At 65.1% G+C, this 14,622-nt stretch carries 17 protein-coding genes; 5 read left to right on the top strand and 12 right to left on the bottom strand.

Annotation, left to right across the window (positions count from 1 at the left end; translation table 11 throughout):
* Positions 1 to 114: 114 nt before the first annotated feature.
* Together GOQ09_RS07600 and orn are read right to left on the bottom strand one after the other, a co-directional pair.
* Positions 115 to 2,037: a DEAD/DEAH box helicase gene (locus tag GOQ09_RS07600; RefSeq protein ID WP_165442070.1), complete on the bottom strand. Its 1,923-nt coding sequence runs from the start codon at positions 2,035 to 2,037 to the stop codon at positions 115 to 117.
* A gap of 230 nt (positions 2,038 to 2,267) precedes the next feature.
* Positions 2,268 to 2,864 carry an oligoribonuclease gene (gene orn, locus GOQ09_RS07595; RefSeq protein ID WP_157612882.1) on the bottom strand — a complete coding sequence of 199 codons (597 nt, stop codon included), beginning with the start codon at positions 2,862 to 2,864 and terminating at the stop codon, positions 2,268 to 2,270.
* Positions 2,865 to 2,923: 59 nt separating this feature from the next.
* Here orn and GOQ09_RS07590 point away from each other — a divergent pair, with 59 nt between their 5' ends.
* From GOQ09_RS07590 to rsgA, 3 genes are read left to right on the top strand one after another with little or no spacing between them, the layout of a single operon-like run.
* Entirely contained in the window at positions 2,924 to 4,189 is a 1,266-nt protein-coding gene (locus GOQ09_RS07590) for a M48 family metallopeptidase (protein WP_157612881.1), read from the top strand.
* Positions 4,190 to 4,220: 31 nt separating this feature from the next.
* Entirely contained in the window at positions 4,221 to 4,568 is a 348-nt protein-coding gene (locus tag GOQ09_RS07585; protein ID WP_157612880.1) for a 4a-hydroxytetrahydrobiopterin dehydratase, read from the top strand.
* Between the two features lie 15 nt (positions 4,569 to 4,583).
* Positions 4,584 to 5,540 (top strand): ribosome small subunit-dependent GTPase A, encoded by a 957-nt coding sequence (rsgA, locus tag GOQ09_RS07580; RefSeq protein WP_157612879.1) that lies wholly within the window; start codon positions 4,584 to 4,586, stop codon positions 5,538 to 5,540.
* Here rsgA and GOQ09_RS07575 read toward each other — a convergent pair.
* The 8 genes from GOQ09_RS07575 to rpsP all read right to left on the bottom strand — a co-directional run bounded on the left by GOQ09_RS07575 (position 5,534) and on the right by rpsP (position 11,726).
* The gene (locus tag GOQ09_RS07575) at positions 5,534 to 6,568 is read right to left on the bottom strand and encodes a hypothetical protein (protein WP_157612878.1); all 1,035 of its coding nucleotides are present in this window, start codon (positions 6,566 to 6,568) and stop codon (positions 5,534 to 5,536) included. The genes rsgA and GOQ09_RS07575 overlap by 7 nt on opposite strands.
* Positions 6,569 to 6,585: 17 nt before the next feature.
* Positions 6,586 to 7,677 (bottom strand): histidinol-phosphate transaminase, encoded by a 1,092-nt coding sequence (gene hisC, locus GOQ09_RS07570; protein WP_157612877.1) that lies wholly within the window; start codon positions 7,675 to 7,677, stop codon positions 6,586 to 6,588.
* A 14-nt stretch (positions 7,678 to 7,691) separates the two neighbouring features.
* A complete protein-coding gene (locus tag GOQ09_RS07565) occupies positions 7,692 to 8,693 on the bottom strand; it encodes a CobD/CbiB family protein (protein WP_157612876.1) in 1,002 nt (333 codons plus the stop codon).
* A gap of 49 nt (positions 8,694 to 8,742) precedes the next feature.
* Positions 8,743 to 9,462 (bottom strand): CoA pyrophosphatase, encoded by a 720-nt coding sequence (locus GOQ09_RS07560; RefSeq protein WP_207309933.1) that lies wholly within the window; start codon positions 9,460 to 9,462, stop codon positions 8,743 to 8,745.
* 159 nt (positions 9,463 to 9,621) lie between these two features.
* On the bottom strand, positions 9,622 to 9,996 hold the full coding sequence (rplS, locus tag GOQ09_RS07555; protein WP_157612875.1) for a 50S ribosomal protein L19: 375 nt from the start codon (positions 9,994 to 9,996) through the stop codon (positions 9,622 to 9,624).
* Between the two features lie 123 nt (positions 9,997 to 10,119).
* Positions 10,120 to 10,866 (bottom strand): tRNA (guanosine(37)-N1)-methyltransferase TrmD, encoded by a 747-nt coding sequence (gene trmD, locus GOQ09_RS07550; protein WP_157612874.1) that lies wholly within the window; start codon positions 10,864 to 10,866, stop codon positions 10,120 to 10,122.
* Positions 10,867 to 10,891: 25 nt separating this feature from the next.
* Complete coding sequence (rimM, locus tag GOQ09_RS07545; protein WP_157612873.1) at positions 10,892 to 11,446, bottom strand: ribosome maturation factor RimM; 555 nt, start codon at positions 11,444 to 11,446, stop codon at positions 10,892 to 10,894.
* Positions 11,447 to 11,462: 16 nt separating this feature from the next.
* Complete coding sequence (rpsP, locus tag GOQ09_RS07540; RefSeq protein ID WP_007831311.1) at positions 11,463 to 11,726, bottom strand: 30S ribosomal protein S16; 264 nt, start codon at positions 11,724 to 11,726, stop codon at positions 11,463 to 11,465.
* Positions 11,727 to 11,909: 183 nt separating this feature from the next.
* Here rpsP and GOQ09_RS07535 point away from each other — a divergent pair, with 183 nt between their 5' ends.
* The gene (locus tag GOQ09_RS07535; RefSeq protein ID WP_157612872.1) at positions 11,910 to 12,434 is read left to right on the top strand and encodes a GNAT family N-acetyltransferase; all 525 of its coding nucleotides are present in this window, start codon (positions 11,910 to 11,912) and stop codon (positions 12,432 to 12,434) included.
* Complete coding sequence (locus tag GOQ09_RS07530; protein ID WP_157612871.1) at positions 12,431 to 12,877, top strand: NINE protein; 447 nt, start codon at positions 12,431 to 12,433, stop codon at positions 12,875 to 12,877. Before GOQ09_RS07535 ends, GOQ09_RS07530 begins: the two co-directional genes overlap by 4 nt.
* 25 nt (positions 12,878 to 12,902) lie before the next feature.
* On the opposite strand, the gene GOQ09_RS07525 is transcribed toward GOQ09_RS07530, so the two are convergent.
* Entirely contained in the window at positions 12,903 to 13,913 is a 1,011-nt protein-coding gene (locus tag GOQ09_RS07525) for an inorganic phosphate transporter (RefSeq protein WP_157612870.1), read from the bottom strand.
* A 13-nt stretch (positions 13,914 to 13,926) separates the two neighbouring features.
* Positions 13,927 to 14,571 (bottom strand): DUF47 domain-containing protein, encoded by a 645-nt coding sequence (locus GOQ09_RS07520; protein ID WP_012746613.1) that lies wholly within the window; start codon positions 14,569 to 14,571, stop codon positions 13,927 to 13,929.
* Positions 14,572 to 14,622 lie beyond the last annotated feature (51 nt).

Below are 14,622 nucleotides of genomic sequence, written 5' to 3'. Positions count from 1 at the left end.
TCAAATTCGATGGCTGGCGTCTCCACGGAAACCCTCAAGTAAAAAGCCCGCGCTTCTTGCGAAGCGCGGGCTTTCTTTTGGGGCAAAGCGGCCGGTCGACCGCTCTGGGATGGATCAGCGCGTGGGCTTGAACGCACGCTTTTGTGCGTCGCGGGGCACAAAGACCTTGCCCGGGCCGCCATGGCCTGCGCCATTGCCGCGCGGAGCAAAACCTTCACGGGGTGCAAAGCCTTCGCGCGGCGCGAAACCTCCGTCGCCGCGACCGCCACCGTGGCCATGACCGCCGCGCGGAGCGCTGTCGCCCCAGCCCGGCTTGCGGCCATAACCACCGCCGCCACCGTTGCCGCCGTCATCGCGGCCGCCGCCGAAGCCGGCGTTGTTGCCGCCCTGGAAGCCGCGCGCGCCTTGGCCCTGCGCCGGACCGCGCGAATTGCGGTCGTTGAAGCCGCTGGCGCCGGCATAGCCGCCGCCGTTGTTGCCACGATAGCCACCGCCGCCGCCTGCACCGCCATTGCCGAACTTGCGATCGCGCGAATGGTTGTCGCCGCGGCCGCCGCGGTATTCGCCCATGGGCGGACGCGATTGCGGCATGCGCTGCTGCGGCTCGAGACCGGCGACCACTTCAGCCTTGAACTGCTGGCGGCTGTATTGCTCGATGTCCATGATCTTGCGGCGATCGCGGAACTCGGCAAACGTGATGGCCAGGCCGTCGCGGCCTGCACGGCCGGTGCGGCCGATGCGGTGGGTGTAGTCCTCGGCCTTCATCGGCAGGCCGAAGTTGAAGACGTGGGTGATGGTCGGCACGTCGATGCCGCGGGCGGCGACGTCGGTGGCCACCAGGATCTGCACCTGGCCCTGGCGCAGTGCCATGAGGCGGCGGTTGCGCAGGCCCTGGCTCAGGGCGCCGTGCAGCGCCACGGCGCTGAAGCCTTCTTGCTGCAGGTCGTTGGCGAGGCCGTCGCATTCGACTTGCGTGCTCGCGAACACGATGGCCTGGTTGATGCTGGTGTCGCGCAGCCAGTGGTCGAGCAGCTTGCGCTTGTGCTGGCTGTTGTCGGCCCAGTACAGCGATTGCTTGATGTTGGCGTGCTTTTCCTGCGGGCTGTCGATGGTGATGCGCTGCGGCTCGCGCATGACGCGCGTGGCCAGCTGCTGGATGCGCGGCGCGAAGGTGGCGCTGAACATCATGGTCTGCTGGCGCTCGATGGTGAGCTGGTTCACTTCGGCCAGGTCGTCCGAGAAGCCGAGGTCGAGCATGCGGTCGGCTTCGTCGACCACCAGGAACTTGACCTTGTCGAGCTTGAGCTGCGACGAGCGCTGCAGGTCGAGCAGGCGGCCGGGGGTGGCCACGACGAGGTCGGCGTTCTGCAGCTTGGCGATTTGCAATTGGTAAGGCATGCCGCCCACCACGTTGGCAACGCGGAGGCCCCGGCAATGGCGAACCAGTTCGATGGCGTCGTGCGCAACCTGCTGCGCGAGTTCGCGCGTGGGGCACAGGATCAGGGCGCCAGGGGTGGCGGCCTTGAAATGGCGGGCGTTGGTCGGGTCCTTGCGCTTCGGCTTCTTGGGCACGGCCTCGCCGCGGGCGGCGGCTTCGGCAGCCAGGCGCTGGAACTCGGCCTTGGCTTCGGCTTCGGCTTCGGCCTGGCGCTTGAGCAGCGTGTGCAGCACGGGCAGCAGGAAGGCAGCGGTCTTGCCCGAGCCGGTCTGGCTCGAAACCATCAGGTCGACGAAGCGGGCCTTGCCGTCCTGGCCAGCTTCACCGGCCATGGCGAGCGGAATCACCTTGTCTTGCACGGTGGTGGGCTGGGTAAAGCCCAGGTCCGCCACGGCGGCGATCAGTTCAGGCGCGAGGCCGAGCTTGATGAAGCCGTTGGGGATGCGGGCTTCGTCGGCCACGGCGGCCTCGGGAGCGGCGGCGTCGAGCGCCTCGAGGATCGGCGCCTCGGACATGGTGTCCGCGGCAGCGACAAATTCGTTGTTGTTGGTGGATTGCACAGGCGCGAACTCGCCCTGCGCTTCAAAAGCGTCGGTCATGTGAATATCAATCTCAAACGCAAGCGCTGCCGTAGGCGGCGCCCCGTTGGTGGTTAAAAACATCAACCATCCAACGACATTCAACTTCTGGCTTTCGCCGGAGGCTGCGGCCCTTTTTGATCAGCGGATGCGATCGGGCGCGGTGTGCAAGATAGGGAGATGCAAGAGACGCTGGCCGGAAAACCCGAATCAGCGAAGCTCTCGATTATGGCACGGCTCGGGGTTTTTACCTAATCCGTCAATTTCAGGAAGGTTTCCCGGTAGTGCGCGAGCTCCTCGATGGACTCGTGCACGTCGGCCAGCGCAGTGTGCGCCTGCTGCTTCTTGAAGGCACTGTAGGCCGAGGGCTTCCAACGCTTGGCCAGCTCTTTCAGGGTGCTGACGTCGAGGTTGCGGTAGTGAAAGTACGCCTCCAGCTTGGGCATGAACTTGACCAGGAACCGCCGGTCCTGCCCGATGGTATTGCCGCACATCGGCGAGCCGCTGCGCGGAACGTATTTGGCAATGAATTCGAGCAGCTGCTGCTCGGCCGCGGCTTCGTCGAGCGTGGAGGCCTTCACCTTGTCGATCAGGCCGCTGCGGCCATGCGTGCCCTTGTTCCAGGCGTCCATGGCGTCCAGCACCGCGTCGCTCTGGTGAATGACCAGCACCGGGCCGTCGATGCGGGGGGTGAGATCGGGGCCGGTCACGACCACGGCGATCTCGAGCAGGCGCTCCTTTTCGGGGTCGAGGCCGCTCATTTCGCAGTCGAGCCAGACCAGGTTCTGGTCGCTTTTCTTCAGGACCGGCGGGGTCGTGACGATCGTGGGGTCAAGGGATTCAGGCATTGCAGGATTGTCGTCGAAGGTCTGCGCCGGCCGGACCCGAGGGCTAAACTCGACGCTCCATGTCCTATTCACTCATCTTCACCACTGCCTTTGCGGCTGCACTGGTCCTTGGCCTGCTCGTGAAGTTCTGGCTCGCATCGCGGCAAGTGCGCCATGTCGCACGGCACCGCAGCGCCGTGCCGCCCGCTTTCGAGCACAAGATCACGCTCGCCGCCCACCAGAAGGCCGCCGACTACACCATTGCCAAGGCCCGCTTCGGCATGGTCGAGATGGCGTGGGGCACGGCACTGCTGCTGGGCTGGACGCTGCTGGGCGGCCTCGACGTGCTCAACAAGCTGCTGCTCGCCTGGCTGGGCGGCGGCATGGTGCAGCAGCTAGCCCTGCTGGCGGCCTTTGCGGTCATCGGCGGGTTGCTCGAGCTGCCCTTCACGCTCTGGCAGACCTTCAGGCTCGAAGAGCGCTTCGGCTTCAACAAGATGACGTTCGGCCTGTGGCTGCGCGACACCGTCGTCTCCACGCTGATCGGCGCGGCCATCGGGCTGCCTATTGCGGCGCTGATCCTGTGGATCATGGGCGCCGCCGGCACCATGTGGTGGCTCTGGGCCTGGGTGGCCTGGATGGGCTTCAACCTGCTGCTGATGATCGGCTACCCGATGTTCATCGCACCGCTCTACAACAAGTTCAAGCCGCTCGACGATCCCACCGTCAAGGAACGCGTCACCGCGCTGATGGCGCGCTGCGGCTTTCGTGCCAAGGGCCTGTTCGTCATGGACGGCAGCCGGCGCAGCGCACATGCCAATGCCTATTTCACGGGCTTTGGTGCGAGCAAGCGGGTGGTGTTCTACGACACGCTGCTGCGCCAGCTGAACGCGGCCGAAATGGAGGCGGTGCTCGCGCACGAGCTCGGCCATTTCAAGCACCGCCACATCGTGAAGCGGCTCGCGGCGATGTTCGCGATGAGCCTCGCGGGCTTCGCTCTGCTGGGCTGGGTTTCCACCCAGGTGTGGTTCTATACCGGCCTGGGCGTGCAGCCGAACATGACGCCCGCGGCGCCGAACAATGCACTCGCGCTGCTGCTGTTCATGCTCGCGGTGCCTGTGTTCGGCTTCTTCGTCGCCCCCCTGCCCGCCCGGCTTTCGCGCAAGCACGAGTTCGAGGCCGACGCCTATGCCGTGGCCCAGACCAGCAGCGCCGACCTGTCGGCCGCACTGCTCAAGCTCTACCAGGACAATGCGTCGACGCTCACGCCCGACCCGGTGTTCGTCAAGTTCTACTATTCCCACCCTCCGGCCTCCGAGCGCCTTGCGCGCATGACGGCGGCCTGAACCACGATATTTGTCCCCGGAAGCCGAGCCCATGAGCAGCATGTTCAAGCCCAAAGACTGGAAAGCCATTCCACGCCACGCACTGAGCGCCACCGAGATCGTTTCCGGCCTGGCCAAGCTCGACGGATGGAAGCTCACCGGAGACGGCGCCGACGTCGCCATCGAGAAGACCTTTACCTTCGCCAACTACTTCGAAACCATCGCCTTCGTGAACGCGCTGGCCTTCGTCGCCCATACGCAAGACCATCACCCCGATCTGTCGGTGCACTACAACCGCTGCGTGGTCCGGTTCAACACGCACGACGTGGGCGGACTCTCGGTCACGGACTTCGATTGCGCGCGTCAGGCCGACGCCCTCGTGAGCAGCCCGGCGCCGTGATGAGGACACCCGCCGTTGGCTAAGCCGGCCCGCACGCCCGCCAAGGGAGGCGGCACATCCGCACGCGTTCTGCATGACGGCTTGGTTATTGCGAGCCATGGACGGCACTGCCTGGTTGAAACGCCCGAGGGCGACCGCCTGATCTGCCATCCGCGCGGCAAGAAGAGCCAGGCCGTGGTCGGCGACCGGGTGCGCTGGCAGGCGAGCGAAGACGAAGGCACCATCGAAGAGGTGGTGCCGCGCCGCAATCTCTTCTATCGGCAGGACGAGATCCGCACCAAGTCGTTTGCAGCCAATCTCGACCATGTGCTGATCCTGATCGCGGCTGAGCCGGAGTTCTCGGAGCACCAGCTCGCGCGCGCACTCATCGCCGCCGAAGCCGAACACATCACGCCCATCATCGCGCTCAACAAGAGCGACCTGGCGGAGCCCTTCGAGCGCGCATGGAGCAAGCTTGCGCCCTACCGCCGCATGCACCATGGCGTGCTGCCGCTGTCGCTCAAGGCTTCCGCCGAGGCCGACTACGCATCGCTCATGAAACTGCTGGCCGGCAAGAGCACGCTGGTGCTGGGGCCCTCGGGCGCTGGCAAGAGCACGCTCATCAACCTGCTGGTGCCGGGTGCCACGGCACTGACGGGTGAGATCTCGCAGGCGCTGAATTCAGGCAAGCACACCACCACGAGCACCACGTGGTACTGGGTGGACGAAGCGCGCACCACAGGCCTCATCGACTCGCCGGGCTTTCAGGAATTCGGGCTGAACCACATCGAACCAATGCAGCTCGCGAGCTTGATGCCGGACATTGCCGAGCACGCGAACGACTGCAAGTTCTACAACTGCACCCATCTGCACGAGCCGGGATGCGGCGTGATCGCGAACGTCGATTCGCCCGCCAGGCCGGGGCCGATCAGCGCCACCCGCTACAAGATCTACGGCGAGCTCTTCGCGGAGCTGAGCCAGCCGCGTTACTGAGACGCGTCGAGCCACTGCCTGTAGGCGTCCCACGCAGGGTCGAATACGACATCGACGGTAACCGGCAAGCCTGCGTCCGCTTCGAGCGAGTGTGCATGCGCCAACGCCGTGGATGGGTTGGCGACTTGGTAAAAAACCGTGCGAACGCGCTGCTCCAGCATCACGTGCGTGCAGCAGCCTTCCTCGTGCCTTTGCAGCAGCGTCGTCAATCGGTCTTCGTAGTTCTGGGCATGCTCGAGCTGCTCGCTTGATTCGACCAGAACCGCCGCAGAGATGCGGTGCGACAGATCCGCACGCGCCACCAAGGCATTGGCGGCGTCATTGCGACTCACGATTGCCTTGATCTCGCTGCCGTCCTCGGCAGCGCGCGTTGCGGTGAGGCTCGACCAGGAATGCTCACCTCCCGGGAAAATGCCGGTATGGCCAAGTTCGTCGCGCCAACAGGTATCGAAGACCGGGGCGAAATCGTCGAGCGGCATGCCGTCGAAAGAAGCGTCTTCGCCGGGGTCGACAAAGTCGACCGGGCCGACCTTCACTGCAAAGTCGTATTCCCCCAGGATGTGGTCGAGCATGATGAAACTCATGTGGCGGGCATGGTCCCGCATGTCCATCGGAATGGGTCTGGCAAAGCCGATTTCCAACGCAATCAAGCCGTCGTACGGTTCATGTTTGACGAGAACGTCGGAGCTGGCCAGCTCGAAGTCGTTCATGCGCATGCCGAATCCTCCGTCGGCACGCTGGCGGAATGCTTCCACTTCGATCTGCGGCATCGAGGGAGCGCTCTGCACCAATGCCATCAGGTCTTCGAAGTGGGCCTTGGAGCCGTGCGCCGTCAGCACCAGCTTGAACGCGGGTGGATCGCCCATCGCTTCGGCAGCCAGGTCCGGAAAGAACGGCGCCAGCAGCTCGTTCAACGCATCGACCAGATCGCGTCCGGTCAAGTCGTTCAATCTCTCGAGATTGGCGCTCACGGCTTGCCAGAAGGCGGAGCATGCGGCCGCGCGCGGGTCCTCAGTGGTGGTCAACATCGACGAAGTGCTTTCCTTCAAGTGTTTTCGAGCAGGATTTCCTGCAGGCGCTGCACCAGCGTGCTGCATTGCTCCCGCGAGCCGATGCTGATGCGCAGGTACTGCGCAATGCGCGGCTGCTTGAAATGCCGTACCAGCACCGCACGCTCGCGCAACAGCGCCGCCAACTCGGCCGCATCGCGCTCCGGATGCCGCGCAAACACGAAGTTGGTTTGCGAAGGCAAGACTTCGAAGCCCAAGTCCTCGAGCTGCAGGCTGAGCCCCTCGCGGGTATCGACGATCTTGTCGCGGGTGGACTCGAACCACGCTTCATCCTCTAAGGCGGCCACGGCACCTGCCGTAGCAAGCCGGTCGAGCGGATAGGAATTGAAGCTGTCCTTGACGCGCACGAGCGCATCGATCAGGTGCGCCTGGCCGCAGGCAAAGCCGACACGCAAACCGGCCAGCGAGCGAGACTTGGACAGGGTCTGTACCACCAGCAGGTTCGGATACTTGCCGACGAGCGGCAGCGCGCTCTCCCCGCCGAAGTCGACATACGCCTCGTCCAACAGCACAACGCGCTCAGGGCACGCCGCGAGCAATTGCTCGATGCGCGCGAGCGGCAGGCCGATGCCGCTAGGCGCATTGGGGTTGGCGATGACCAGGCCTGCGCAGCCGCAGCGGGCCCTGGCGGCCATGGCACCGACGTCGATGCGGAGCCCTTCGTCTACCGCCAGCAATTCGCAATCGATGCCGTACAGCTGCGCATAGACCCGATAGAAGCTGTAGCTCACGTCGGGCATCAACAGCGGCTCGGCGTGCTGGAAGAAAGCGAAGAACGCGTGTGCCAGCACTTCGTCCGAGCCGTTGCCCGCAAAGACCTGGTCGGCCTGCAAACCATGGCGCCGCGCGACCGCTTCGCGCAGCGCCAGGGAGGTGGGATCGGGGTAGCGCTCCAGGCCGCTTGCGGCCGCCTGCTGGATCGCATCGACAGCCGACGGAGACGGCGGATACGGGTTCTCGTTGGTATTGAGCTTGACGAGATTTTCGATGCGCGGCTGCTCGCCGGGTACATAGGGTTCGAGCGCGCCGATGCGCGGGCTCCAGAAGGCCGGTATTGCTGCGGTCATGACGGTTCGGGCGCTCAGCCGAGCAGGCGAGCCAGGGTGAGCAGGGCCAGCAACACCATCCACATGACAACCGAGCGCCAGACCAGGCCGACCACGCTGCGCAAATGACCTGGCTCAGGCTCGCGGCCAGGCGTGCTGCCGCTGTCGAGCCGGCGGCCATCGGCCAGCGAATCGCCGGCCTGGGCACGCGGCAGGGGGTCGGCTACCGGGATCGGACTCAACGCTCCGCCGCCCAGCCGCACATTGACCGCGCCAGAAGTGGCGGCGAGGATCACGCCGTCGTTCTCGCTCCGGAAACGACGCGCATCGTTGCGCCAGCAATCGATCGCTTCTTCAAAGCTGCCGACTACGGCGAAGCCCAGCGCGGTGATGCGCGCGGGCAGCCAGTCGATGGCATGCCAGGCCCGCTCGGCGGCACGCTGCACCGAAACGCTCGAAGGCTGCACCGCCGCGCCGTTCTTGTGCATCCAGTAGCGCGACACGAATTCGCTCATGCGATAGAACACCGCGCCGGCCGGGCCGAGCCCCATGGCGGCGAGTATCGAGAACCACGCCAGCACGCCGAACACATGGCGATGCGCCGCAATCACCGAATGCTCGATCACGTGCCGCACGATCTCGCTGCGCGGCAGCTCGGCCGCGTCGACGCCTTGCCAATGCGCCAGCAGCGAGCGCGCGAGCGGCTCGTCACCTTCGTCGAGCGCATCGCGGATGTCCGTGAAGTGATGGCTGAACTGCCGGAACCCGAGCGTGACGTAGAGCACGGCAATGCTCCAGAGCACCGCGAACGGCAACCCCAGCGTGTACACCAGCAGCAAGTGAATGCCCAGCGTCAACAGCGTGGGCACCAGCACCGCAAGGCCCCACGCGACCCATCCGTGATGCGGCTTGCCGGCGTCGAAATTGCGGCTTGTCCAGCGGGTCCATGCCAGCACGCCGCCATACACCGGGTTGTGAGAGGCGAGCGGCCGCACCTGCTCGATCAGCAACGCACACAGGATGGCAAAGAAGCTCATCCTTCGATGATAGCGAGAGCGCCCGGGGCGATCCCGGTTCAGGCGAAGGTCAGGCGGCGAGAAAGCGGTAGAGGTTGCGCAGCATGCCTGCGGTGGCGCCCCATACGAAGCGCTCTTCGGCGCCGTCCTGGTAGGGCATCGAGTACCACTCGCGCCGCGTGCCGTCCGGTGCGGGCACGGTGTGGCGGCGGTGATTGGCCGGGTCCATGAGCCAGGCCAGCGGCACCTCGAAGGCCAGTGCCACTTCGTAAGGATTGATGGTGAGTTCGAAATCCGGCTTCACCAGCGCGACCACCGGCGTCACGACGAACGAGGTGACGGTCGTGTAGGTCGGAAGGCTTCCAAGCACCTCGATGAAATGGGCGGACAAGCCCACTTCTTCCCAGGCCTCCCGCAGCGCAGCCGCCGCGATGTTCGCGTCTTCCGGATCGACGCGGCCGCCGGGAAATGCGACCTGCCCCGAATGATTCGACAGGTGCGCGGTGCGCTCGGTCAGCAGCACGGCCGCGCCTTGCGGGCGCTGCACGATGGGCACCAGCACGGCCGCCTGCGCGGGGGCGCGGTCGGTCAGGCGCGGCTCGCGCCGCAGCTCGGGCGTCCACTCCGGCGGGGTGGCAAAGCGCCTGCGCAGGGCATCGGGCGTCAGCTGTGCGGGTGCGACAGCAGGCAGGCCGTCAGGACCGCCGACCACAGGCGCCTTGCGCGGATCGATCGGCAGCAGCGTGGGCGGCACCACGGCATTGACGGGTTCGACGGGAGCAAATTGCATGGGAGCGGTGGAGTCGGTCAAGTGCTGGAGTTTCAGTGAAGGAGTAGAGCTTGAAAAGGCGGCACTGTCTTTTTGCAGAAAGATCGCAAGAAGCATGCACGGCGCCACAACGCAAAAAGCCGCCAGAGCGGCGGCTTTTTGCAAGGCAGAAGGCAGTGCTTACTTGGCAGCCTGCGACTTGCCCGGCAGCTTTTCCTTGATGCGTGCCGAACGGCCGCTGCGCTCGCGCAGGTAGTACAGCTTGGCGCGGCGAACGTCGCCGCGGCGCTTGATTTCGATGCCGGCGATCAGCGGGCTGTAGGTTTGGAACGTACGCTCCACGCCTTCGCCGCTGGAGATCTTGCGCACCGTGAAGCCGCTGTTGAGGCCGCGATTGCGCTTGGCGATCACGACGCCTTCGTAGGCCTGCACGCGCTTGCGGGTGCCTTCGACGACGTTCACGCTGACGATGACCGTGTCACCGGGCATGAAATCGGGGATCTTCTTGCCGAGGCGGGCGATTTCTTCCTGCTCGAGGGTTGCGATGAGGTTCATGATTTCCTGATATTCGATCATGCTCGCGCTACACAAAAGGCGCCGTTGGTTTCATTGCAGTGCTCACTGTGAGTGAACAATGAAAGCCGGGCGCGGCCGGGCAGAGGATCGGGGAACCGACGATTATAGCTTTTTTTTCAACGCCGTCTCGTCGGCCTTGCTCAGGCGGCCCGCAGCGCGCGCGGCGGCAATCAGGTCGGGGCGCCGGGCTGCGGTAATGGCCAGCCGCTGGTCGCGCCGCCAGCGCTCGATCTGCACGTGGTGCCCAGAGAGCAGCGGTGCAGGCACGCCATGCCCGTTCCACTGCTCGGGCCGGGTGTAGTGGGGGCAATCGAGTAGGCCGTCCAGCGCCGGGTTGAAACTGTCCTGCACGTGGCTGGCTTCGTCGCCCAGCACACCGGGCTGAAGACGGGCCACGGCGTCGAGCAGCGCCATGGCGGCAATTTCGCCGCCCGAAAGAATGAAATCGCCGAGGCTGATCTGGTGCGTGACGCGCGTGTCGATGAAGCGCTGGTCAATGCCCTCGTAGCGGCCGCAGACAAGTACCGCGCCCTCGCTGGCGGACCAGCGCTCGACCGCTTCATGCCGAAGCGCCTCGCCGATGGGAGAAAACAGCACCACCGGCGCTTGCGCCCCTCGCGCGGCCAGCGCCGCGTCGAGACAGGCGGAGAGCGGCTCCGCCATCATCACCATGCCCGGACCACCGCCGAAGGGCCGGTCATCCACACGCTTGTAGTTGCCTTGTGCGAAGTCGCGCGGGTTCCAGAGCACGACCTCGACCTGCTTCGACTCGTAGGCGCGGCGCGTCACGCCGCTGGCCATCAAAGGCGCGAACAGTTCAGGAAAGAGCGTGAGGACGTCGAAGCGCATGCGCGCAAGGCCCGTATCGGCGGAATCAGAAATTGGGCTGCCAGTCGACCGTGATCAGCCGGCCGACCAAGTCGACCTTGTCGACGAAGACCGAGACGAACGGCACCATGCGTTCGACAGTCTTGCCGTCTTCTTCGGCCGTGAGCACCAGCGTGGTCTGCGGGCCGGTGGCGAGCAGTTCGCGCACCGTGCCGAGCGTGACGCCTTCGCGATTGACCACCGAAAGGCCGATCAGGTCGACCCAGTAGTACTCGTCGTCGCCGGCCGTTGGGAAGCTCGAACGCGGCACGAACACGCGCGCGCCGCGCAGCGCCTCGGCCGCATTGCGGTCGGGCACGTCTTCGGATGACGCGACGATGCAGTCGGAATGTTCTTTGGCTTCGCGGATTGCGAGCCGGAAAGCCGCGGTTGCCGAGGCTCCGGGAGCCTGCAGGAACCAGCGCTTGGAAGAAAAAAGCGCCTCGGGCTGGGCGCTGTGGGGCAGGACCTTGAACCAGCCCTTGATGCCCCATGCATCGGCGATGCGTCCTACCTCGATCGCATCCGCCGGCAATTCGGCGGCTTCGAGTGCGGGCAACATCGCCGTGTCGGGCAGCTTAGGCTGCTGCCTTGGGGGCCGCGGCAGCGGCTTGCTTGATCAGGCGCAGAACCGTGGGCGAAGCTTGTGCGCCGACGCTCTTCCAGTAGGCCAGGCGGTCCTGGGCAATACGGATGCTTTCTTCGTTTTCCTTGGCGGTCGGGTTGTAGAAACCCAGGCGCTCGATGAAACGGCCATCGCGGCGAACGCGCTTGTCCGACACGACGATGTTGAAGAACGGACGGCCTTTGGAGCCGCCGCGGGAGAGTCGAATGACGACCATGATTTATCCTTGGGTGGTGCAGCAAGCCCGTTTTCTAAACAAGAAGCCCGCTCACAGTGTTCTTTCAACGTCGAGACACGCGACATGGCCACCCGGCCAGCGACACGCTGAAAAGCCTGCGATTATAGCCCGACCTGTGTTTTCTCCGAATTCCGGCCTTTGCGCCGTTTGCTTGCGACCTGCATGACCCTCACCATCCGCCCCAGCCGCGACGAAGACATCGCGGCCATCACGGCCATCTATGCCCACCACGTGCTGAACGGCACCGGCACCTTCGAAACCGAAGCTCCCTCCGCCGCCGACATGGCTGCGCGGCGCGCCGATGTACTCGGCAAGAACCTGCCCTACCTTGTTGCCGAAGAAAACGGAGAAGTGTTGGGTTTTGCCTACTGCAACTGGTTCAAGCCGCGACCGGCGTACCGGTTTTCGGCGGAAGACTCGATCTACATCTCCGAAGCCGCGCGCGGCAAGGGCCTTGGCGGGCAGCTCCTGGCCGCCCTCTCGCAAGCCGCCGAAGCGGCAGGCGTCCGCAAGCTGATCGCGGTCATCGGCGACTCGGCCAACGCCGGCTCCGTAGGGGTGCACCGCCGCAACGGCTTCACCCACGTGGGCGTGCTCAAGGACTGCGGCTGGAAGTTCGGCGAGTGGCGAGACGTGGTCCTGATGGAAAAAGTGCTCGGCGAAGGCAGCACCACCAAACCCGAATGAAAAACAAGACCATTGCCGCCTGGCTCTCTTTCCTGGGCGGCCCGCTGGGCCTGCACCGCTTCTATCTGCGCGGCATGGGCGACTGGCTCGGCTGGCTGCTGCCCGTTCCCACGGCGCTGGGCCTCTATGGCATGGAGCGCGTGCGCATGTACGGCGTGGACGACGGCTGGAGCTGGGTGCTTATTCCGCTGCTGGGCTTCACCATTGCGGGTTGCGCGCTGATGGCCATCATCTATGGCCTCATGACGCCGGAGAGGTGGAACGCCCGCTTCAACGCCGGCGCGCCGCCGGACGCCGAGCCGGGCCGCACGAACTGGGCCACCATCGGCGCCGTGGTGCTTGCGCTCTTCTTCGGGAGCACCGTGCTCATGGCCAGCATTGTTTTCAGCTTTCAGCGCTACTTCGAACATCAGGTCGAAGAAGGCCGGAAGATCTCGCAGTAGCTGGAGCGTGCCAGCTCTGCCGGCCTCAGAAAATCTGCAGGCTGAGCCAATAAGCGATTGCGGCCACAAAAGCGGAGGCCGGAATCGTGAAGATCCAGGCCCAGACGATGTTGCCCGCCACGCCCCAACGCACGGCACTCGCGCGTTGCGCGGAGCCCACGCCGACGATGGCGCCGGTGATGGTGTGGGTGGTCGACACGGGAATGCCCAGCGCGGTGGCCAGGAACAGCGTGAGCGCGCCGCCGGTTTCGGCGCAGAAGCCGCCCACGGGCTTGAGCTTGGTGATCTTCTGGCCCATGGTCTTCACGATGCGCCAGCCGCCGAACATGGTGCCCAGGGCAATGGCGGCGTAGCAGCTCACGATGACCCAGCTGGGCGGCGCCGCGTCGCCGGCCGCGGCATAGCCGGTGGCAATCAGCAGCATCCAGATGATGCCGATGGTCTTCTGCGCATCGTTGCCGCCGTGGCCCAGGCTATAGGCCCCGGCTGAAACCAGCTGCAGCCGCCGGAACCACCGGTCGACCCGCGACGGGGTGGCACGCCGGAAGCCCCAGGCCACTACCACCATCATCAGCGAGCCCAGCACGAATCCGAGGAACGGCGAAACGAAGATGAAGGCCACGGTCTTCCAGATGCCGGTGGCCACCAGGCCGCTCGCACCGGTCTTCGCGATCACGGCGCCCACAATGCCGCCGATCAGCGCATGCGAGGAGCTGCTGGGAATGCCGTAGTACCAGGTCACCAGGTTCCAGCTGATGGCGCCGATGAGCGCGCCGAAGACCACGTGCACATCCACCACCCCGGGCTGGGCAATGCCCTTGCCCACCGTGGCCGCCACGCTCAGGTGGAAGATGAAGATCGCGATCAGGTTGAAGAAGGCAGCGAACAGCACCGCGTGCCCCGGTTTGAGCACACCGGTCGACACCACGGTGGCGATGGAGTTCGCCGCGTCGTGGAAGCCGTTCATGAAGTCGAAGGCGATCGCGAGCGCGACCAGCAATATCACCACCCAGAGGGCGACCTGAACCGTTGCCATCGATCGCTACCGCTCAGGAGTTCTCGAGGACGATGCCCTCGATCACGTTGGCCACGTCTTCGCATTTGTCGGTGATCGTCTCGAGCAATTCGTAGATCGCCTTGAGCTTGATCACTTCGCGGACGTCGGGCTCCTCGCGGAACAGTTTGCTCATGGCGCTTCGCATCACACGGTCGGCGTCGGATTCGAGGCGGTCGATTTCCTCGCAGGTCTTCAGCGTGGCCTCGGCCACCGCGGGATCGGCGATCTTGCCGAGAAACTTGACGGCGTCCTTCAGGCGGTCGCAGCACTTCACGCTCAGGGCCGTGAGGCGCACGATCTCGTCGGTCATGTGCCGCACGTCGTACAGCGCCATGGTCTCGGCGGAGTCCTGGATCAGGTCGGCCACGTCGTCCATCGTATTGATGAGCTTGTGGATCTGCTCGCGGTCGATCGGCGTGATGAAAGTCTTGTGGATCAGCCGGTTGACGTCGTGCGTCACGCGGTCGGCCGCGCGCTCGGCATTGTCGACGTCGCGGTTGTACTGCTCGCGCAGGTGCACGTCGCTGTAATTGGCCACGAGTTGCTCGAACGCCCGCGCCGCTTCGACGATGCGCTCGGCGTGCTGGTTGAACATCTCGAAAAAATTCCCCTCGCGGGGCAGCAGCTTGCCGAACATGGCGCTCTCCTGGGTTCGCTGTTGCCACAATTGCGTGACAACGTCATGAAA

This window comes from Variovorax paradoxus (assembly GCF_009755665.1).
Classification (GTDB): Bacteria; Pseudomonadota; Gammaproteobacteria; order Burkholderiales; family Burkholderiaceae_C; genus Variovorax; species Variovorax paradoxus_G.
Note: the sequence above shows the minus strand (reverse complement) of the source record. Positions and strands in the feature narration are given on the sequence as shown.

What these genes read in the sequence shown, in the direction of transcription:
- GOQ09_RS07600 (WP_165442070.1), bottom strand. Translation starts at nt 2,037, where the DNA reads ATGACCGACGCTTTTGAAGCGCAGGGCGAGTTCGCGCCTGTGCAATCC.
- orn (WP_157612882.1), bottom strand. Translation starts at nt 2,864, where the DNA reads ATGCCTGAATCCCTTGACCCCACGATCGTCACGACCCCGCCGGTCCTG.
- GOQ09_RS07590 (WP_157612881.1), top strand. Translation starts at nt 2,924, where the DNA reads ATGTCCTATTCACTCATCTTCACCACTGCCTTTGCGGCTGCACTGGTC.
- GOQ09_RS07585 (WP_157612880.1), top strand. Translation starts at nt 4,221, where the DNA reads ATGAGCAGCATGTTCAAGCCCAAAGACTGGAAAGCCATTCCACGCCAC.
- GOQ09_RS07575 (WP_157612878.1), bottom strand. Translation starts at nt 6,568, where the DNA reads ATGTTGACCACCACTGAGGACCCGCGCGCGGCCGCATGCTCCGCCTTC.
- hisC (WP_157612877.1), bottom strand. Translation starts at nt 7,677, where the DNA reads ATGACCGCAGCAATACCGGCCTTCTGGAGCCCGCGCATCGGCGCGCTC.
- GOQ09_RS07565 (WP_157612876.1), bottom strand. Translation starts at nt 8,693, where the DNA reads ATGAGCTTCTTTGCCATCCTGTGTGCGTTGCTGATCGAGCAGGTGCGG.
- GOQ09_RS07560 (WP_207309933.1), bottom strand. Translation starts at nt 9,462, where the DNA reads ATGCAATTTGCTCCCGTCGAACCCGTCAATGCCGTGGTGCCGCCCACG.
- rplS (WP_157612875.1), bottom strand. Translation starts at nt 9,996, where the DNA reads ATGAACCTCATCGCAACCCTCGAGCAGGAAGAAATCGCCCGCCTCGGC.
- trmD (WP_157612874.1), bottom strand. Translation starts at nt 10,866, where the DNA reads ATGCGCTTCGACGTCCTCACGCTCTTTCCTGAACTGTTCGCGCCTTTG.
- rimM (WP_157612873.1), bottom strand. Translation starts at nt 11,446, where the DNA reads ATGTTGCCCGCACTCGAAGCCGCCGAATTGCCGGCGGATGCGATCGAG.
- rpsP (WP_007831311.1), bottom strand. Translation starts at nt 11,726, where the DNA reads ATGGTCGTCATTCGACTCTCCCGCGGCGGCTCCAAAGGCCGTCCGTTC.
- GOQ09_RS07535 (WP_157612872.1), top strand. Translation starts at nt 11,910, where the DNA reads ATGACCCTCACCATCCGCCCCAGCCGCGACGAAGACATCGCGGCCATC.
- GOQ09_RS07530 (WP_157612871.1), top strand. Translation starts at nt 12,431, where the DNA reads ATGAAAAACAAGACCATTGCCGCCTGGCTCTCTTTCCTGGGCGGCCCG.
- GOQ09_RS07525 (WP_157612870.1), bottom strand. Translation starts at nt 13,913, where the DNA reads ATGGCAACGGTTCAGGTCGCCCTCTGGGTGGTGATATTGCTGGTCGCG.
- GOQ09_RS07520 (WP_012746613.1), bottom strand. Translation starts at nt 14,571, where the DNA reads ATGTTCGGCAAGCTGCTGCCCCGCGAGGGGAATTTTTTCGAGATGTTC.